This window comes from Megasphaera sp. UPII 135-E (genome assembly GCF_000221545.1).
GTDB classification, from domain to species: domain Bacteria; phylum Bacillota; class Negativicutes; order Veillonellales; family Megasphaeraceae; genus Megasphaera; species Megasphaera hutchinsoni.
The window spans coordinates 51,016-66,872 of record NZ_AFUG01000032.1; the positions used below are offsets into that span (position 1 = coordinate 51,016).

Consider the following 15,857-nt stretch of genomic DNA (forward strand, 5'->3'; position numbering starts at 1 on the left):
ATATTTATATCCAATGTTTTTTAGTTTTTTATCTTTAAAACATTCACTGGCTTTGACAATCAGCGTTTCCATTCATAATGATGACTATTTCCCTATTATATTACAGAGAAATTATCGTAGTACATGAAATGAAACATTTCAATTGGACTATTTATATCTTCCCCTTTATTGTATCAATTTCTTGTAATGCACGTTGTGCTAAAAACATATTTTTTTCTTTTTTCTTCATTTTCTTTTTCACACCTAATGGCTCTATGATACCAAAATTAATATTCATGGGTTGAAAATTAGTATTAGGATGATGCGAAATATAATGACTTAATCCACCAATTGCTGTTTGAGAAGAAAAACGAATACAGTCTTTTTTCATATATAACTGTGCCGCATTAATTCCTGCTAATAAGCCCATTGCGGCAGATTCCAAATATCCTTCTACTCCTGTTAACTGCCCTGCAAAAAATAAATATGGATTTTCTTTATATTGTAATGTTGGTAATAATACAACTGGTGAATTAATATATGAATTACGATGCATAACACCATACCGAACAAATTCTGCCTTTTCTAATCCTGGAATAAGTGAAAAGACTCGTTTTTGTTCAGGGAATTTTAAATGGGTTTGAAAACCGACTATATTGTATAAGGTGCCCTTGCTATTATCTTGACGTAATTGAACTACCGCATAAGGAATTTCTTGAGTTTCTGGTAAAGGTAGACCAACTGGTTTAAGTGGGCCAAAACGCATTGTTTCCATCCCTCGTCCTGCCATTACTTCAATAGGCATACATCCTTCAAAAACGGTATCATCTTTTTCAAATTCATGTAATTCTGCACATTCTGCAGTTATCAAATTTTTCCAAAAAATTTCATATTCATCTTTAGTAAACGGACAATTTAGATAATCGGCTCCACCTTTATTATATCGAGCAGCTCGATAGATTTTAGTCATATCTAATGAATCAAATGTTACAATCGGAGCGGCCGCATCATGAAAGTGGAAATACGCTTCTCCAGTTAATTGTTGAATTTGTTCTGCCATTGCTCCGTCTGTTAAAGGGCCAGTTGCAATGATACAAAGACGATCCGTGGGAATCGTCGTTACTTCTTCATGCACAATGGTGATAAATGGATTATTAGTTATTTTATCTGTAATCCATTGACTAAAGGACGTGCGATCTACAGCTAATGCCCCACCTGCTGGTACACGATGTTTATCCGCACCTTGCATAATTAATGAATCTAACCGCCGCATTTCTTCTTTTAATAAACCGACAGCATTTTCGACATTAGCAGCTCGAAAAGAATTACTGCATACTAATTCCGCAAATAAATCAGTATGATGTGCAGGTGATGAACGTAAAGGACGCATTTCTGCTAATTCTACGGGAATATTACGTTTGCTCAATTGATATGCCGCTTCTACACCAGCCAAACCGGCACCTATAACCAGTACACTATTCTTCATTTATAACTTCACCTTTTTTATGATTTTCACAAGTTTCATTACTACAAAATAGCTTATCGGCCCCTCGCTTATAATGCTTAATAGTCATCATAGACCCACAGAGTGAACATTTTTTATTAGTAGGTTCGTTCCAAAGGACAAATTCACAATTGGGATATTCACTGCACCCATAAAACAAACGCCCTCGCTTTGACTTACGCCGTATCAATGTGCCTTTTCCACACTTCGGACAAGAAATACCGAGATCATCTATAATGGCCTTTGTATTGCGACAAGTAGGAAAATTAGAGCATGCCAAAAATTTTCCGAAGCGACCGAATTTATACACAAGGGGAGCCCCACATTTTTCACAACGTTGCCCTGAATCTTGGCCTGCAACTTTCACTTTTTCCATCTCTTTTTCAGCTATGTTTAATTCAGGTTTAAAAATATTATAAAAATCGCCTATTACTTGTGTATATGAAACATTCCCCTGTTCAATTCCATCAAGTTCTTTTTCCATATGTGCTGTAAAATCAACATTAATGATTTGTTCAAAAAATTTTTTTAATAACGATATTGTCACTATACCTAATTCCGTTGGAATGAATTGTTTTTCCTTTTTTTCAACATAATTACGCCGTTGAATGGTATCCATGATAGGTGCATATGTACTAGGACGACCAATCCCTTTTTCTTCCATTGTTTTAATTAAACTCGCTTCCGTATATCTTGCAGGTGGTTGCGTGAAATGTTGACTTGGCGTAATTGATACGGCTTGCACGATTGTTTCTTTTTTTAATTCGGGCAACTCTTCGTCTTTTTCTTTTTTCTGATCTTCATATAATTCTGTAAATCCTTTAAAAATAACTTTATAACCTGAAGCACGTAATTCATATATATCACTTTGAATAGAAAGCGTCATATTTTCTGTTTCTACTGCTTCCATTTGACTAGCTAAAAAACGATTCCAAATAAGTGTATACAGACGTAATTGATCACGTGATAAAAAAGCACTTACCATCGTAGGCGTATATTCTAATGAGGTTGGACGAATAGCTTCATGTGCGTCTTGACTTCCCTGTTTTGTTTTAAAATTACGAGGTTTAGCCGGCACGTAATTGTCGCCATAAGTTTGTTGAATATACGTGCGAGCAGCTTGAATCATATCTTCATTAATACGAGTGGAATCCGTTCGCATATAAGTAATAAGTCCAACGTGACCAGCTTCCCCCATTTCTAATCCTTCATATAACTGCTGGGCTAACATCATCGTTTTTTTTGCTCCAAAATTTAATTTTCCAATACATTCTTGCTGTAATGTTGACGTGACAAATGGTGGCTGTGGTTGCCGGCGACGACGACGTTTTTCCATCTTTACAATACGATCAGGGGTGGCATGAGTAACTCCATGTTGTTGCCATAATAAGGCTTGCGTAATCTGATCAGCTTGTTCTTTATTTTGAATAATCGCTTTTTTCCCATCGATCTTTACCAATTCGCATGATAAAGAAATATTATCATCCGTTTTATAAATACCACTAATTTTCCAATATTCTTCAGGTACAAATGCATTTATTTCTTCTTCCCGTTCACAAATAAGCCGTACTGCAACAGATTGCACACGGCCAGCACTTAGCCCCTTACACACTTTTTTCCATAATAAGGGGCTTAATGAATACCCTACAATTCGATCTAGTACACGTCTTGCTTGTTGGGCATCTACTTTAGGCAAATTAAGTGGTGCCGGATTGGCAATACTAGCCGTAATTGCTTTTTCTGTAATTTCATGAAACATAATACGGCACGGTGCAGTTGGATCAATCTCTAACAAATGAGCTAAATGCCAAGAAATGGCTTCACCCTCTCTATCTGGGTCAGTCGCTAGAAAAACATTCTTTGATTTTACGTATTCAGCTTGCAATTCAGCAATAATTTTGCGTTTATCCCACATATTTATATACGTAGGCAAAAATCCATTTTCCAGATCAATACCTAATTGATTTCGTGGTAAGTCACATAAATGTCCACAACTCGCCAAAACTTTATAATCTTTTCCCAAAAATCGTTCAATAGTTTTGGCCTTAGCTGGAGATTCGACAATAACTAAATTTTTTGCATTCTTAGATGGCACTTTAGGTTTTTTTAATTTCGCTACGGGTCTTTTTTTTACCGTACCTTGAATGATAAGTTTTTTCTTAGTTGTGCTGCTTTTTTTACTTTTCTTATTCGCTTTGGTATCATCAATTACAATAGTTCGTTTTATTGGAAATTCTAGCATCTATTTCATCCTATCTATCAAAAAACTACAACATATACTAATCTAATTTCTAATGATACACTATATCACTTATTCTATCAACTTATAGCAATATCAAAAAGCAATTTTTTGGCATAAAAATATAGCAGACCGTCAAAGACGATCTGCTATATCTTTTATCATTAAAATGCAAATACTACTTGTGCACGTGTTTCTTCTTCTAAGCCTACGTTATTTGATTTTTTCTTAGAAGCAAAAGATCTCATCGCTTGGAATTTGATATTTTTGGCAACGACATAATCTACGCCGGCACCCCATGATTTAACATTTGCTGTTAATGCGGCAGCACGCCATAAACCGCTATTAGGAGCAAGTGCATAGTTATCAGCATTAATATATTCTACCCATACATCCCAAGATTTCGGGGTGAGAACATCAGCAGTACCATATTGTACTTTGCCTAACCATACTTTGGTTGCTTTAGCACCTTTGATATCACTTTTTATCTGTTCGTAATTTCCAGATACAGTGATCTTATCTGCTTTTACTTTAGCATATGCACCTAATGCATTGTGTCCGATTCCATTTTGATTAGGTAAAATCGTTGCATGGTATACACCAATGGAAGTGTTATTCTGGACGGTTCCTTCTACTTGTTGGAATGACACTTTACGATTTAATAAAGCAAAAGTATTGCCGTCTTTTAATTTACCATATCCCACGGTGGCAACAAAATTATCACGATTATAGGTAAGTTTTACACCATCTAATGTGCTGTCATATAAGTATCCTTGACCTAATGTAAAATCCTGACGACCTAATGTTAATCCTACTTTTTGACAGACTTGAGCCTGCAAATTAGCGACCTTAGTTACAGCATGTGCTGCTGAAGCATTATCAGTGCTTTTGAAAGCTTGTACGTATTCAACGCCATATTGTGCAGTAACGTTATCGTTTACTTTCGCAGTAGCCTTAAGTACTGTTTTTAAATCATAGGAAGCATCTTTTTCAACCTGTCCTTTGATATGAATGTAACGAACACGTGCATTACCTTCTAATTTTACATTTCCTACTTTATTTTCTAATTCAGATACGCGAACACCTAATACATTTAATTCATTTGCAAACTCTTGAGCTAATTTATTGATAACTGCACGTTGTTGTGCGTTAGCTTTATGTGAATTAGCCATTGCTTTTGCTGTAATTTCAGCTGCTTCATAACGAGTGATCGTGCGGTTTCCTTCGAAATGCGTACCATCTACACCTTGAATGATACCTGCATTGGCAATACTTACAACGGATTGGTATGCCCAGCTATTAGCTGGTACATCAACGAATGGATTAGCAGCAAAAGCACATGCCGTGCCAACAGCCATGGTAGCCACTAAAGCGGACAATAATTTTTACTTTTTTTCATGGTAAAATCTCCTCTTTTTTATATTTATACGTGATTACTTGCTTATTTCAATATGAAATACAAAAAATGAGTACCCTTGTTTCCTCTATTCTTTATAAATCATAATTTTATTAACATTATCCTCACGTATAAAAAAAGATAACGTTTTGTTGAATTATACCATTTTAATTTTATACAATCAAGTTTTTTATTTTATTTATTTTTGAAATTGTTTATTATTTATCTTTTATTTTGATACATTGTATCATTATACAAAATAAATAATGATAACTAATATTATATTATTTTAATGCAATTGTTTCATACAATGAAACATAATTCATGTATTTAGTCGTTCTTTTCATTATGATATAATAAATAAAAAAATAGGAGATTTATATGAATATAGATAGTATTACCTTACAAGTTATTACCAATGAATTACGAGAAGCATTAATCGGTGGCCAAATTTCAAAAATTTATCAACCTGATATACGTACCTTATATTTTCGTATTTTTAATACGCCTAAAACATATCATCTTATTATCACATTAGATATTACTCCACGAATATATCTTTCTTCTGTTATTCCACCTATGCCTGATATGCCATCGGCACTTTGTATGTTTTTACGAAAGTATTATGAAAACGGTAGAATTGCTTCTATTGAACAATTGTATTTAGATCGCTTATTATCTATTGATATTGATATTTTAAATGCAGCAGGAAAATTAATAACACGCACAATTCAAATAGAATTAATGGGCAAGTATAGTAATGTTATTTTTACAGAAAATAATATTATTTTAGAAGCATTGATTAAAACTAAACGCAATACTACTGCACTCCGTACAATTGCACCAAAAGAACCTTATGGTTTTCCACCTAATGCAATGAGGATGAATCCGTTTTCATTTACCTCAGAAGAATTGGCTGACATGATTCCTAATAGTGTAGAAGAAACGTTAGGAAAATGGTTGTTGCGTCATTTTAATGGCATGAGTACAATTCTTTTAAATGAATTGACCTATCGGACGGGAATTGACCATAACAAGACATTAGCAGAAATATCGTTAAGTGATCGATTTACGTGGTGTCGTGCAATAGAACAAATGGGAATAGAATTAAAACAAGTAAATGGAGTTTATGTATATAAAGAAAATGAAAAAACGAAAGAACTCATATTCCCTTTGCTTTTACAATGCTTATCTACTTCTTCTCCTGTTCACGTTCCTTATGTTCAAACCTATTTAAATAAATTTCAAGAGAATTGTAAAAGCTTAAACGGAGAACAACGGATATTACAAAAAATAGTTCAAAAACGTATAGAAAAACAAAAGAAAAAAATACATCGTATGCAAATAGAAATGGAAGAAACGAACAAAATGGATGTATATAGAGAATATGGAGACTTATTAATGATATATGCTTCCATGCCCTGGCAACATCAATCGCATATAACCGTTGATAATATTTTACATGAACCCGTAAATTCAATAAAAATTCCCATTAATCCAGCATGTTCTTTAACAGAAAATGCAAATAAATATTATAAAAAATATACAAAATTACGGCATAGAAAAAGAAGTACTGCCCATTTACAAGAAGAGAATGAGATGTTTTTAACATATCTCTATTCTCTCGACTATGCATTAGAAACGGTACATACAAAAGCGGAAATTGATGACATAAAAGACGAAATGAAACAAAGCAATTTATTAGAGCATACCGCAAGAATAAAAACAAAAAAGAAGACGGTCTCCCCTATTTTTACTATCATGATAGATAATATTCCGCTATATATTGGACATAATAATAGGCAAAATGATTATTTAACAGGGAAAAAAGCACATCCTTATGATTTATGGTTTCATGCTAAAAATATCCCTGGCTCACATGTTATATTAGCTTGCCATGATGTACAACCAACGGTGGAGCAAATAGAAAAAGCAGCACAAATGGCTGCATTTTGCAGTCAAGGGAAAAAATCATCAAAGGTAGAAGTTGATTGTACATTAATAAAATATGTAAAAAAAATGCCCCATGCAGTGCCGGGACTAGTAACTTTTTCTCATCAAAAAACATATTTAGTAGAACCTAAGGATATTTCGCTACATAAATAATGAAACAACCCATATTATTATGGGTTGTTTTTTGGTACGCGTGGTTTATGTAATTTTCTACGATTATTTATATATGCGTTATAATGCACATTCAATACAGCTTGTATGGCTTCCCTGCCCACTGGCATAAGTAACCGATATTTAAAAATTAAGTCCTGTTCTTCATCCGTATATGTAACAACTGGTAAGGATGCATCCATCGGTACATCGTATCCCATAAGCCATGCCAAAGAAACACCATAGGTGATACTAATAACATATAATTTATCTTGCTTTGGCGTAATTCTACCAGAAATATATTGACACATGGCAGATCGCGAAATGCCCATAGTTTTACTTAAAATAGCCTGACTAATTTGTTTTACTTCTAATAATTCTTTTAATCGATTTGATGTTGTACTTATTTTCATAATAGGTGCCCTCTCTTTATAGAAAAAAGAATTGTCTATTGGAAATAAACAAATTATTTTTTATATTTTGTGTGTATCTTGTATAACATATATATTATCATATTTGTTCTAAAATAAAAAGCCTTTTTAGTGAATAATACTAGTTCATACTTGCATTTATCGTATAATTGATTCTTATGAAAATTTGATAAAAATATATCTGCTTTCATCTGAACTTTTTTAATGTATTATAATTTAGTATATAGTTTAAAATGTAAACTAAAAAAGATTTTATAGATAAGACTCATCTATAAAATCTTTTCTTCTATTTTATTACTAATCCTTCACATTCATGAGGATGTTGCTTTACCCACATTTCTGCATATGAACAAGAAACCCGAAATGTCTTACCATGTGCTTTTAAATAGTCAACGGCTTTTTCCATTAATTGTGCTGCTACATGCTGACCTCGTAAACGCTCGTCAACAAAGGTATGGGTAATTACAATAATGCCATCATCTCCTTGTGGAAATTGAATATAAGCAAGTACATTTTCGTGCTCATCTTTTAGCGAAATAGATTGTGTATCATAATAAAATTTCATTATAACCTCCTTTATAACAATGGTTCTGGTATTAAAAAAGGATAGGGGATGACCATATTTCCTTTTCCTCAGAGTGAGGTGCTTCATCTTCTCGCAGTGATGCAAATAATAGTGCATCTCGATACATTTTAGCCACCGTTTCTAATGTTTCCATTCGATACAAGGCTTCCGTTAAAGATTCTCCCAGTGCAATAGCACCATGTCGTTCTAATAAACCTACATTTGCCTGTAACATACTCACGGCAGCAGCAGTTGCTAATTCCATCGATCCAGGTAAAGCATAAGGAATAGTGGGCACATGTCCTAATACCAATTCCCCTTCTGTAACCAAATCAGAAGGAAAAGGAATTGCCGCAACGGATAAAGCTGTTGCCGTGATTGGATGAGCATGTACAATCGCTTTTACATCGGGACGTTTAGAATATATTTGGATATGCATTGACGTTTCCGATGAAGGCTTTCCATTTCCCTCTAATACGTGGCCAGTTAAGCTCACCCGAAGTATATCTTTTTTACGAACTTCTCCCTTAGGTTTTTGGGAAGGCGTAATAAGGATAGAACCATCGGCACAACGTACACTGATATTTCCATCGCAGGCCGTAACAAGACCTGCTTTAGTTATTTTTTTTCCAATATAACAAATTTCTTTTTTTGTATCCATTCGATTCCTCGCTATTATCTTACCATTTTATCGCATCGTTGGCATATTCCTACCATTAAAAATTTCTAACATTTCTTGTCGTACTAAACGACGAATATGATGCTGTTGCCTTTTCGTAAGATCATCTACATTGATATTAAATAAATAATTATCTAAATCAAAATCTTTTAAAATCATTTTAGTATGAAAAATATTTTCTTGATATACATTTACATCGATCATATCGTATTGTGTTTTTGTATCACGCGAAATATAATTTTGAATGGAATTGATACGATGATCAATAAACAATTTTTTCCCCGATACATCACGCGTAAATCCACGAACATGATAATCTAATGTAACAATATCTGATTCAAAATTATCTAATAAATAGTTTAATGCATTTAATGGAGAAATGCGACCACAAGTAGATACTTCAATATCCGCACGAAAAGTCATAATTCCCTTTTGCGGATGACTTTCAGGATAGGTATGTACTGTCAAATGACTTTTATCCAAATGACAAACTACATCAGCATCAGAAGGTTCCATTTGTTCCTCTGAAATTAGAATCGTCACGCTAGCTCCCTGTGGATCATAATCTTGACTGGCAATATTTAAAATATGAGCTCCAATAATAGATGAAACTTGTTGTAAAATATTTGTCAATTTTTCAGCATTATATTGTTCATCAATATATTCAATGTATTGCCGTTGTGCTTCAGGACTAACAGCATAACAAATATCATACATATTAAAACTTAAGGTTTTGGTTAAATTATTAAATCCATATAATTTTAATTTGCTTGGTTTTAGTGTCATGTCTTCATACCTTTACCGTGAAATTAACAGATACCTGTCTATTTATTTAAAATAATATATACGTGTATACTACATCGCTGTCATTTATCTAAAATTAACTGGTCAATTAAATGACGTAATGCCTGACCACGATGGCTAATAGCATTTTTTTGGACTGGCGATAACTCGGCCATCGTTTTTTGTAACAATGGTACATAAAAATAAGGATCATATCCAAAGCCATTTGTACCAGCTGGCGTTTCCTGTATAATTCCTGCACATTGCCCTCTGGCCAAAATTTCTCTGCCATCTGGATATAGTAAGACAAGCTCACAAATATATTCCGCTCGTCTTTGTTGAATAGACAATGATTTAATTTCACGCACTAATTTACGATTGTTTGCTGCATCATCGCCATGTTTTCCTGCATAGCGTGCAGAATATATCCCTGGTTGTCCACCTAGTCCTTCAACGCATAAGCCTGAGTCATCCGCAATACAAGGTCTATGAGTATATTTCATATAATATTGTGCCTTTAGTCGTGCGTTTTCTAAAAATGTAGTACCATTTTCTTCGGGTTCACGAATATGAGGATATAATAAATGGATTGATTCTACATTATATCCTAATGGCGTAAGTAATTGCTGTAGTTCTTGTATTTTTCCTTTATTTTTTGTAGCTAGCAATAATACTTCCTTCATCCATTTATCACTCCTATATCTGTGTTTTACTGATATCATTTTTTATAATAACAATCGGTGTTGTTTGAGAATCATTACCAAACGGATTATTTCGTAATAATGCGACCATATGCGTTGGGTCAATTCCTTGTGAATACCCTACGATACAAGCTCGCTTTAAATCATTTACATCAGCAATACAAACGCCCTTACAATCTATTTGCTGGGCAATCTGATTCGCTACTTGAGTCGGATTTTTCGGACCAAATACAATGCATTTATCAAATGGAGGCATTGTTCCTGTTACATCATCAATTAAAGCAGCTTGTGGACATAAACTATACCAAACACCTCTTTTTCCACAAACTTTTGCGATACCTCCTATTAGAAATGAAAATAATACTTTCCACTTTCCTTCGATATTCATCGCAGCTTGCATACCATATAAACTAGACATGCTTCCTTCAGGAGGTACAAAACGCCGTAATAATCGAGCTTGCCAAGAAATATGTAATTCTTCTGGTCTTGTAAAACGATGTTGTGTAATCGCAACAACGCTTTCGGCAATGCAAATAATATCTTCTTTGGTCACAAGGTTTGCCGTATATTTTTTTATTACATCAATAATATTATCTTGCTCTGTTAAAACTGCGGTTTTAACCGGTATTACTTCTACTTTAGACATTCTTTTTCGGATACTCCCTATATCACTGTTTTTCTACTACAAAGTTCAGCCGAACGCAACGTAATTCTAGCCTTATGAATATACCATTCATTTCTACCCACAGCTTGATAAACTAAATCAATTGGCATATCTGGAAATTGTTGAATGTCTTCTTGAATAGAGCCTGTTTTACTACTTAATGTAATAATGACCTTAATTTTATTTTTTTGCTTGGGGTAAAAAATAGTGGATTCCCAATATGAATCTTCTCTTGGTTTTGCTACATTAGTTAATCTGGCATATACGTAACAACGATTAAATTGTTCTTGCGGTAATAAAATACGTGGATAAAAATCCATGATAGTACCTGGTTGTTTACCTATATTTTTAAAAGGCACAACCGCTTCTACTGTGATAGACTGACGATTGGACTGCTTTATTTGGAAAGGGGTGCGTTTTTTTGCTTCAATGTAAAATATAGCATCTCCTTGATACCAACTAAATATATGAAAAAATAAATATCCTACCGCTATGCATCCAATAATTAACATAACCGCATTGATAATCATATAAATAAACACGTTTATTCTCCCCTACCATTTTTTTATAATGATAATTGACAGATAGTAAATTCATTGGCAGGAATTAAATGCGATGCCAAGCGACCTCCACGTTGTGCTTCTGCTGTAAAGTACAGTCTCAATGACCCTTGTTTGTCATCTGTATTGACTAACTTTTTTTGTTTTAATACATTCAACGTTTCTAAAGCCATTTCGTGAGCTGGATCAATAAATGCTAATCTGTCATAACTAAATGCTTCAAATAATTCTTGAACAAATGGAAAATGAGTACAGCCAAAAATCGCCGTATCCGCCATGGTATTTAGTATAGGCTTTACATATTCTCTTATGGGATTAATAATCGCTTGATCCTGTAGATGACCACGTTCAATTAATCCTGCTAATAGCGGACACGATTGTTCAATGACCGTCAATTGGGGATCTATTCGCAGTGCTTCTTTGCGATGACTATGATTCGCAATAGTAAGTTCTGTGGCAAATACAACTACCGTTTTGGTCGTACTAATTTTTTGTGCAGTATACATACCGCGACTCATGCCAATAAGTGGATAAGGTACTTCTCTTCTGACAATGGGATAGGCAGTAGCTGTTACAGTATTACAACCAATGGCAACTAATTTTACCTGTTGTTGTGTCATAAAACGTAAAATATCACGTGTATAAGACAAAATTTCTTCAGGTGTACGTGAACCATAAGGATTGCGTTTCGTATCACCAACATAAATGATGTGTTCGTGGGGTAACAGCATTCGTAATTTATTGACTACCGTAAGTCCGCCAATACCGGAATCAAAAATACCAATAGGCTGTTTACTCATATCCACTCTTATTTCCCCCTCACGTATCTGAGTTCTGTAATGCTTTTAGTTTATTGTAATTTTCTAAATCTAAGCGTGTAGGCGCCCCTGTTTTTTGAAGGGCAAAGACATTTTGTGTTTCACCTATCGCAAGCAACGTATCATCTATATCCCGAACCAAGCGATATGTACATACCATTTGTGCACGCGTTAATCTTTTCACGGTTGTTTCAATACGTAGTATATCCCCAAAATAAATAGGATGTAAATATTCACACGATACATGTTTGATTGGATAAATAATACCCCTTTTCATTAATTCATTCAAATCTACTCCTGCTCTTTGCAAGTATTCAGAACGCCCACATTCAAACCATCGAATGTGATTCGAATGATGAGCAATTCCCATCATATCGGTTTCGTAATAGCGTACTTTTTCTTTAACAATAACAATCATTTAAACACCTCTATTCTATAAAGCACTCTTATCATTTTACGATAGGAACATGCGGATGTCAAAGAAAAAGAAAGTTTTTCTAAAAAAGAACAATTTGGCACAACTACTTGCCAAATTGTTCTTTATGAAAGAGAACTAAAGGGAAACCAACGTTTCGCTTTTTTTATGTGTTCGGGTTTAATATAATGTTCAGCATAACGAAAGACCATGGTTACCACAACAAGATCATCTACCCAACCCAATGTACCAAGAAAGTCGGGAATAATATCAAATGGTAATAACACATATCCTAAAGCACCCATTAAAATCCAGCGAATCGATGCAGGTGTATCCTTATCACAAATGCAATAAAATATCGCCATCCCTTTAGGTAAAAGTGCTAATTTTTTCTTTCCTTGCTTAATAAAACGCAACCATTTTTTTACAGAATAAAATCGTGCTAACCAAAAGAATATTTGCATATATACATCCCCTATTCATCTAAGGACAATTTAGCATCTTCTATGGCTTGAGTAACTTTGGTTTCCGTCAATGGTTCCACTTCTTCCTTTTTTTTATCCTCTTTATCTGAATCCATTGTGTCCGGGTTCAGTACATCTTCTGTTGCTTTATTACTATTATTTTGTTGCTTGCTTTTTTTCTGCTTCTTTGACGATTTCATTAACTAAATCATCAGCATAACGAACGGAATTATACACATCTTTACCCCGTTTTTTTACATCATTTAATTTTTCTTGAGCAAGATGCCCCCACCGTTTCATAAAATCAATCGTTTCATCACCGAGAGGTATATTTTTTAAAGGATATTCTTTTAATTTTTCTGCTTGTTCTCGTGCTTTTTCCTTCCAATCATCCATCATATCAATATAAGGATTTAAATCTTCAGGCATACCATCACGTAACCATAATTGCGTAACTCGACCTAAACTATACGTGATACCTATAGCAACAGGAACTTGAATAACGGAAAAAGGAATTAAGGTTGCTAAAATATGCCCAATCACACGGCTACTAATAGCCCCAACAAAGCTAAAAATAGCACGTTCTGTTAATTTTACTTGATATAATTTAGCAATTTGGTTGACCATATATATTTCATTGGCCATTAATGCTACTGTACCTACGACAGGTGCAATAACAATAGCACCTGCTCGTGCTGCACCCCATCGGCATATTAATTCGGCTTTAATTTCGAGTTCTTCTGTAGACTCATCAATAGCTTCTAACACTTCTGTGGTTTCTAGTCGTTCCGCTTGAAAATTCTCATTTTCTTGTTCTTGATTATGTTGTAATTGTTGCACTTCTGATTTCAACGCAGCTAATTCCGCCTTTAATTTTTCTAGCGTTAAATCATTAATATTCTCTTTTTTTTCTTCGTTCATTTGTATCACCTCATAAAAAAAGGAATCTTCAAATTTCATATACTATTATCATTTTCGCATGTTTTTACCAACTTGTCAAACCACCATCTACGGGTATTGCTGCTCCTGTTATAAAAGAAGCCTTTTCACTTAAAAGAAAAATAATGGCGTGTCCTATTTCTTCGGCTTTTGCAATTCTATATAAAGGATAATGTTCTCGCAAGGAGGCCATAGTAATATGAACATTGTCTTTTAATTGTTTCGTTAGTAAGGGGGTTTCTACATCTCCTGGACAAACACAATTTACGCGAATTCCATAGGGGGCCACTTCTAATGCGTAGGATTTAGAAAAAGATACGATAGCACCCTTTGTTGCTCCGTATATAGAACAAGCTACATTTCCTTGTAACCCCGCATCACTGCCTAACGTAACAATCGCTCCGCCCGAACGACGTAAATAAGGCAAGGCATATTGACATAGCGAAATGGTTCCCCAAACATTAACGGCAAATAATTGCTGAATTTGTTCAGGTGTTTCATGTTGTAAAAGTTGTTCACGGTATTGCCCCGCTGCTGTAACCAGACCATCAATACGTCCAAAATGCAAAAAGCCCTTTTCAATAGCAGAATAACATTGTTCATCTTTACTTACATCCGCAGCAATAAAGTAAGCTTGAGTTGAATTCGCTTCTAATTGTGCAAGCACAGCTTCTCCCTTTTCTTTATTACGTCCAATGAGTACCACTTGGTACCCCTCCGCTACGAGTAGTTTTGCCGTTGCTAATCCAATCCCTGAAGTACCGCCACTAATTACAATTGTTTTTTTATTTTCCATATAAACTCCTTAAATAAAATGAAGATACTGTAAAATTAATTTGCATATTAAGATACATGTAACTATAAGCATAACATATCGAATAAAATGATTTCCCTTATGTATAGCTAAACGTGCACCTAAAAAAGCACCTAAGAACAAACTAATAGCCATACTAATGCCATAAATATAATATACATTCCCTAACGCAATAAAAATGATAAATGACGTAAGGTTACTAACTAAATTTAGTACCTTTGCATTGCCGGCTGCAAAAATGAACTCATATCCTAAAAGAGCAAAAAATACAATTAAAAAAGTACCCGTCCCCGGTCCGATAAACCCATCATATAAACCTAATAAGAAAGAAATCCCCATGGCTTTATAAAGTGCTCTCCCTTTTATTTCACGAGCAGTCACTTGTACTCCTAATTGAGGTTTAAAAAAAACAAAGGCCGCTGTTCCTAAAAGAGTAAGAATAATAATCGGATTAAGCCATTTGCTAGATAAATGTAACATGAAAACACAACCAATAATAGCACCGACTAGAGTAAACGGAATTAAATATGGCAGTAAATGTAAATCCGCTTTGCGTGCACGTATAAATTGCCCCGCACTCATTAACGCACCAAAAGTCGCAGAAAATTTGTTAGTTCCAATGGCGAGGTGGGGACTCATACCTGTCGCTAAAATGACGGGTAACGAGATAAGTCCGCCACCACCAGCAATAGCATCTACAAAGCCTGCAAAAAAACCGCCGATAATAACATATATAACATAATGTATATTGCCAATATGACCAAATATATCCATGTAGTTCTCATCCTTTTCGTCCATATAAA

Annotated in this window: 18 protein-coding genes; 1 reads left to right on the forward strand and 17 read right to left on the reverse strand. The window is 34.3% G+C overall.

The window, feature by feature from the left end; all coding sequences use genetic code 11:
* Positions 1-151 precede the first annotated feature (151 nt).
* The 3 genes from trmFO to HMPREF1040_RS04610 form a co-directional block, all read right to left on the reverse strand.
* Positions 152-1,465 carry a methylenetetrahydrofolate--tRNA-(uracil(54)-C(5))-methyltransferase (FADH(2)-oxidizing) TrmFO gene (gene trmFO, locus HMPREF1040_RS04600; RefSeq protein ID WP_007392765.1) on the reverse strand — a complete coding sequence of 438 codons (1,314 nt, stop codon included), beginning with the start codon at positions 1,463-1,465 and terminating at the stop codon, positions 152-154.
* Positions 1,455-3,725 carry a type I DNA topoisomerase gene (gene topA / locus HMPREF1040_RS04605; RefSeq protein ID WP_007392758.1) on the reverse strand — a complete coding sequence of 757 codons (2,271 nt, stop codon included), beginning with the start codon at positions 3,723-3,725 and terminating at the stop codon, positions 1,455-1,457. The genes trmFO and topA overlap by 11 nt, the downstream gene beginning before the upstream one ends.
* 161 nt (positions 3,726-3,886) lie before the next feature.
* The gene (locus tag HMPREF1040_RS04610; RefSeq protein WP_036257617.1) at positions 3,887-5,101 is read right to left on the reverse strand and encodes an S-layer homology domain-containing protein; all 1,215 of its coding nucleotides are present in this window, start codon (positions 5,099-5,101) and stop codon (positions 3,887-3,889) included.
* Positions 5,102-5,499: 398 nt separating this feature from the next.
* Between HMPREF1040_RS04610 and HMPREF1040_RS04615 the strand changes: the two genes are divergently transcribed.
* Positions 5,500-7,224 carry an NFACT family protein gene (locus HMPREF1040_RS04615; RefSeq protein WP_007392763.1) on the forward strand — a complete coding sequence of 575 codons (1,725 nt, stop codon included), beginning with the start codon at positions 5,500-5,502 and terminating at the stop codon, positions 7,222-7,224.
* 17 nt (positions 7,225-7,241) lie between these two features.
* On the opposite strand, the gene HMPREF1040_RS04620 is transcribed toward HMPREF1040_RS04615, so the two are convergent.
* From HMPREF1040_RS04620 to HMPREF1040_RS04680, 14 genes are all read right to left on the reverse strand, one after another.
* Positions 7,242-7,634 carry a helix-turn-helix transcriptional regulator gene (locus HMPREF1040_RS04620; protein WP_007392787.1) on the reverse strand — a complete coding sequence of 131 codons (393 nt, stop codon included), beginning with the start codon at positions 7,632-7,634 and terminating at the stop codon, positions 7,242-7,244.
* Positions 7,635-7,938: 304 nt separating this feature from the next.
* The gene (locus HMPREF1040_RS04625) at positions 7,939-8,217 is read right to left on the reverse strand and encodes a GNAT family N-acetyltransferase (protein ID WP_007392784.1); all 279 of its coding nucleotides are present in this window, start codon (positions 8,215-8,217) and stop codon (positions 7,939-7,941) included.
* Between the two features lie 31 nt (positions 8,218-8,248).
* Positions 8,249-8,878, reverse strand: a complete 630-nt coding sequence (locus HMPREF1040_RS04630) for a class II aldolase/adducin family protein (protein ID WP_007392738.1) — start codon at positions 8,876-8,878, stop codon at positions 8,249-8,251.
* Positions 8,879-8,905: 27 nt separating this feature from the next.
* Positions 8,906-9,682 (reverse strand): adenosylmethionine decarboxylase, encoded by a 777-nt coding sequence (speD, locus tag HMPREF1040_RS04635; RefSeq protein WP_007392744.1) that lies wholly within the window; start codon positions 9,680-9,682, stop codon positions 8,906-8,908.
* An 80-nt stretch (positions 9,683-9,762) separates the two neighbouring features.
* Positions 9,763-10,362, reverse strand: a complete 600-nt coding sequence (rdgB, locus tag HMPREF1040_RS04640; RefSeq protein ID WP_007392734.1) for an RdgB/HAM1 family non-canonical purine NTP pyrophosphatase — start codon at positions 10,360-10,362, stop codon at positions 9,763-9,765.
* A 13-nt stretch (positions 10,363-10,375) separates the two neighbouring features.
* Positions 10,376-11,026, reverse strand: a complete 651-nt coding sequence (locus HMPREF1040_RS04645) for a coenzyme F420-0:L-glutamate ligase (RefSeq protein WP_007392737.1) — start codon at positions 11,024-11,026, stop codon at positions 10,376-10,378.
* Between the two features lie 17 nt (positions 11,027-11,043).
* Positions 11,044-11,586 carry a hypothetical protein gene (locus tag HMPREF1040_RS04650; protein ID WP_007392751.1) on the reverse strand — a complete coding sequence of 181 codons (543 nt, stop codon included), beginning with the start codon at positions 11,584-11,586 and terminating at the stop codon, positions 11,044-11,046.
* Positions 11,587-11,609: 23 nt separating this feature from the next.
* Complete coding sequence (gene murI / locus HMPREF1040_RS04655) at positions 11,610-12,404, reverse strand: glutamate racemase (RefSeq protein WP_156208634.1); 795 nt, start codon at positions 12,402-12,404, stop codon at positions 11,610-11,612.
* 19 nt (positions 12,405-12,423) lie between these two features.
* Positions 12,424-12,840, reverse strand: a complete 417-nt coding sequence (locus HMPREF1040_RS04660; protein WP_007392742.1) for a thioesterase family protein — start codon at positions 12,838-12,840, stop codon at positions 12,424-12,426.
* 122 nt (positions 12,841-12,962) lie between these two features.
* Positions 12,963-13,301, reverse strand: coding sequence for a YkvA family protein (locus HMPREF1040_RS04665; protein ID WP_007392776.1), 339 nt, complete (start codon positions 13,299-13,301; stop codon positions 12,963-12,965).
* 11 nt (positions 13,302-13,312) lie between these two features.
* The gene (locus HMPREF1040_RS08045) at positions 13,313-13,501 is read right to left on the reverse strand and encodes a hypothetical protein (RefSeq protein ID WP_007392745.1); all 189 of its coding nucleotides are present in this window, start codon (positions 13,499-13,501) and stop codon (positions 13,313-13,315) included.
* Positions 13,458-14,222 (reverse strand): hypothetical protein, encoded by a 765-nt coding sequence (locus HMPREF1040_RS04670; RefSeq protein ID WP_007392774.1) that lies wholly within the window; start codon positions 14,220-14,222, stop codon positions 13,458-13,460. Before HMPREF1040_RS04670 ends, HMPREF1040_RS08045 begins: the two co-directional genes overlap by 44 nt.
* Positions 14,223-14,286: 64 nt before the next feature.
* The gene (locus HMPREF1040_RS04675) at positions 14,287-15,036 is read right to left on the reverse strand and encodes an SDR family NAD(P)-dependent oxidoreductase (RefSeq protein WP_007392805.1); all 750 of its coding nucleotides are present in this window, start codon (positions 15,034-15,036) and stop codon (positions 14,287-14,289) included.
* 9 nt (positions 15,037-15,045) lie between these two features.
* Positions 15,046-15,828 carry a TSUP family transporter gene (locus HMPREF1040_RS04680; RefSeq protein ID WP_007392771.1) on the reverse strand — a complete coding sequence of 261 codons (783 nt, stop codon included), beginning with the start codon at positions 15,826-15,828 and terminating at the stop codon, positions 15,046-15,048.
* Positions 15,829-15,857 lie beyond the last annotated feature (29 nt).

What these genes read in the sequence shown, in the direction of transcription:
- trmFO (WP_007392765.1), bottom strand. Translation starts at nt 1,465, where the DNA reads ATGAAGAATAGTGTACTGGTTATAGGTGCCGGTTTGGCTGGTGTAGAA.
- topA (WP_007392758.1), bottom strand. Translation starts at nt 3,725, where the DNA reads ATGCTAGAATTTCCAATAAAACGAACTATTGTAATTGATGATACCAAA.
- HMPREF1040_RS04615 (WP_007392763.1), top strand. Translation starts at nt 5,500, where the DNA reads ATGAATATAGATAGTATTACCTTACAAGTTATTACCAATGAATTACGA.
- HMPREF1040_RS04620 (WP_007392787.1), bottom strand. Translation starts at nt 7,634, where the DNA reads ATGAAAATAAGTACAACATCAAATCGATTAAAAGAATTATTAGAAGTA.
- HMPREF1040_RS04625 (WP_007392784.1), bottom strand. Translation starts at nt 8,217, where the DNA reads ATGAAATTTTATTATGATACACAATCTATTTCGCTAAAAGATGAGCAC.
- HMPREF1040_RS04630 (WP_007392738.1), bottom strand. Translation starts at nt 8,878, where the DNA reads ATGGATACAAAAAAAGAAATTTGTTATATTGGAAAAAAAATAACTAAA.
- speD (WP_007392744.1), bottom strand. Translation starts at nt 9,682, where the DNA reads ATGACACTAAAACCAAGCAAATTAAAATTATATGGATTTAATAATTTA.
- rdgB (WP_007392734.1), bottom strand. Translation starts at nt 10,362, where the DNA reads ATGAAGGAAGTATTATTGCTAGCTACAAAAAATAAAGGAAAAATACAA.
- HMPREF1040_RS04645 (WP_007392737.1), bottom strand. Translation starts at nt 11,026, where the DNA reads ATGTCTAAAGTAGAAGTAATACCGGTTAAAACCGCAGTTTTAACAGAG.
- murI (WP_156208634.1), bottom strand. Translation starts at nt 12,404, where the DNA reads ATGAGTAAACAGCCTATTGGTATTTTTGATTCCGGTATTGGCGGACTT.
- HMPREF1040_RS04660 (WP_007392742.1), bottom strand. Translation starts at nt 12,840, where the DNA reads ATGATTGTTATTGTTAAAGAAAAAGTACGCTATTACGAAACCGATATG.
- HMPREF1040_RS04665 (WP_007392776.1), bottom strand. Translation starts at nt 13,301, where the DNA reads ATGCAAATATTCTTTTGGTTAGCACGATTTTATTCTGTAAAAAAATGG.
- HMPREF1040_RS08045 (WP_007392745.1), bottom strand. Translation starts at nt 13,501, where the DNA reads ATGAAATCGTCAAAGAAGCAGAAAAAAAGCAAGCAACAAAATAATAGT.
- HMPREF1040_RS04670 (WP_007392774.1), bottom strand. Translation starts at nt 14,222, where the DNA reads ATGAACGAAGAAAAAAAAGAGAATATTAATGATTTAACGCTAGAAAAA.
- HMPREF1040_RS04675 (WP_007392805.1), bottom strand. Translation starts at nt 15,036, where the DNA reads ATGGAAAATAAAAAAACAATTGTAATTAGTGGCGGTACTTCAGGGATT.
- HMPREF1040_RS04680 (WP_007392771.1), bottom strand. Translation starts at nt 15,828, where the DNA reads ATGGATATATTTGGTCATATTGGCAATATACATTATGTTATATATGTT.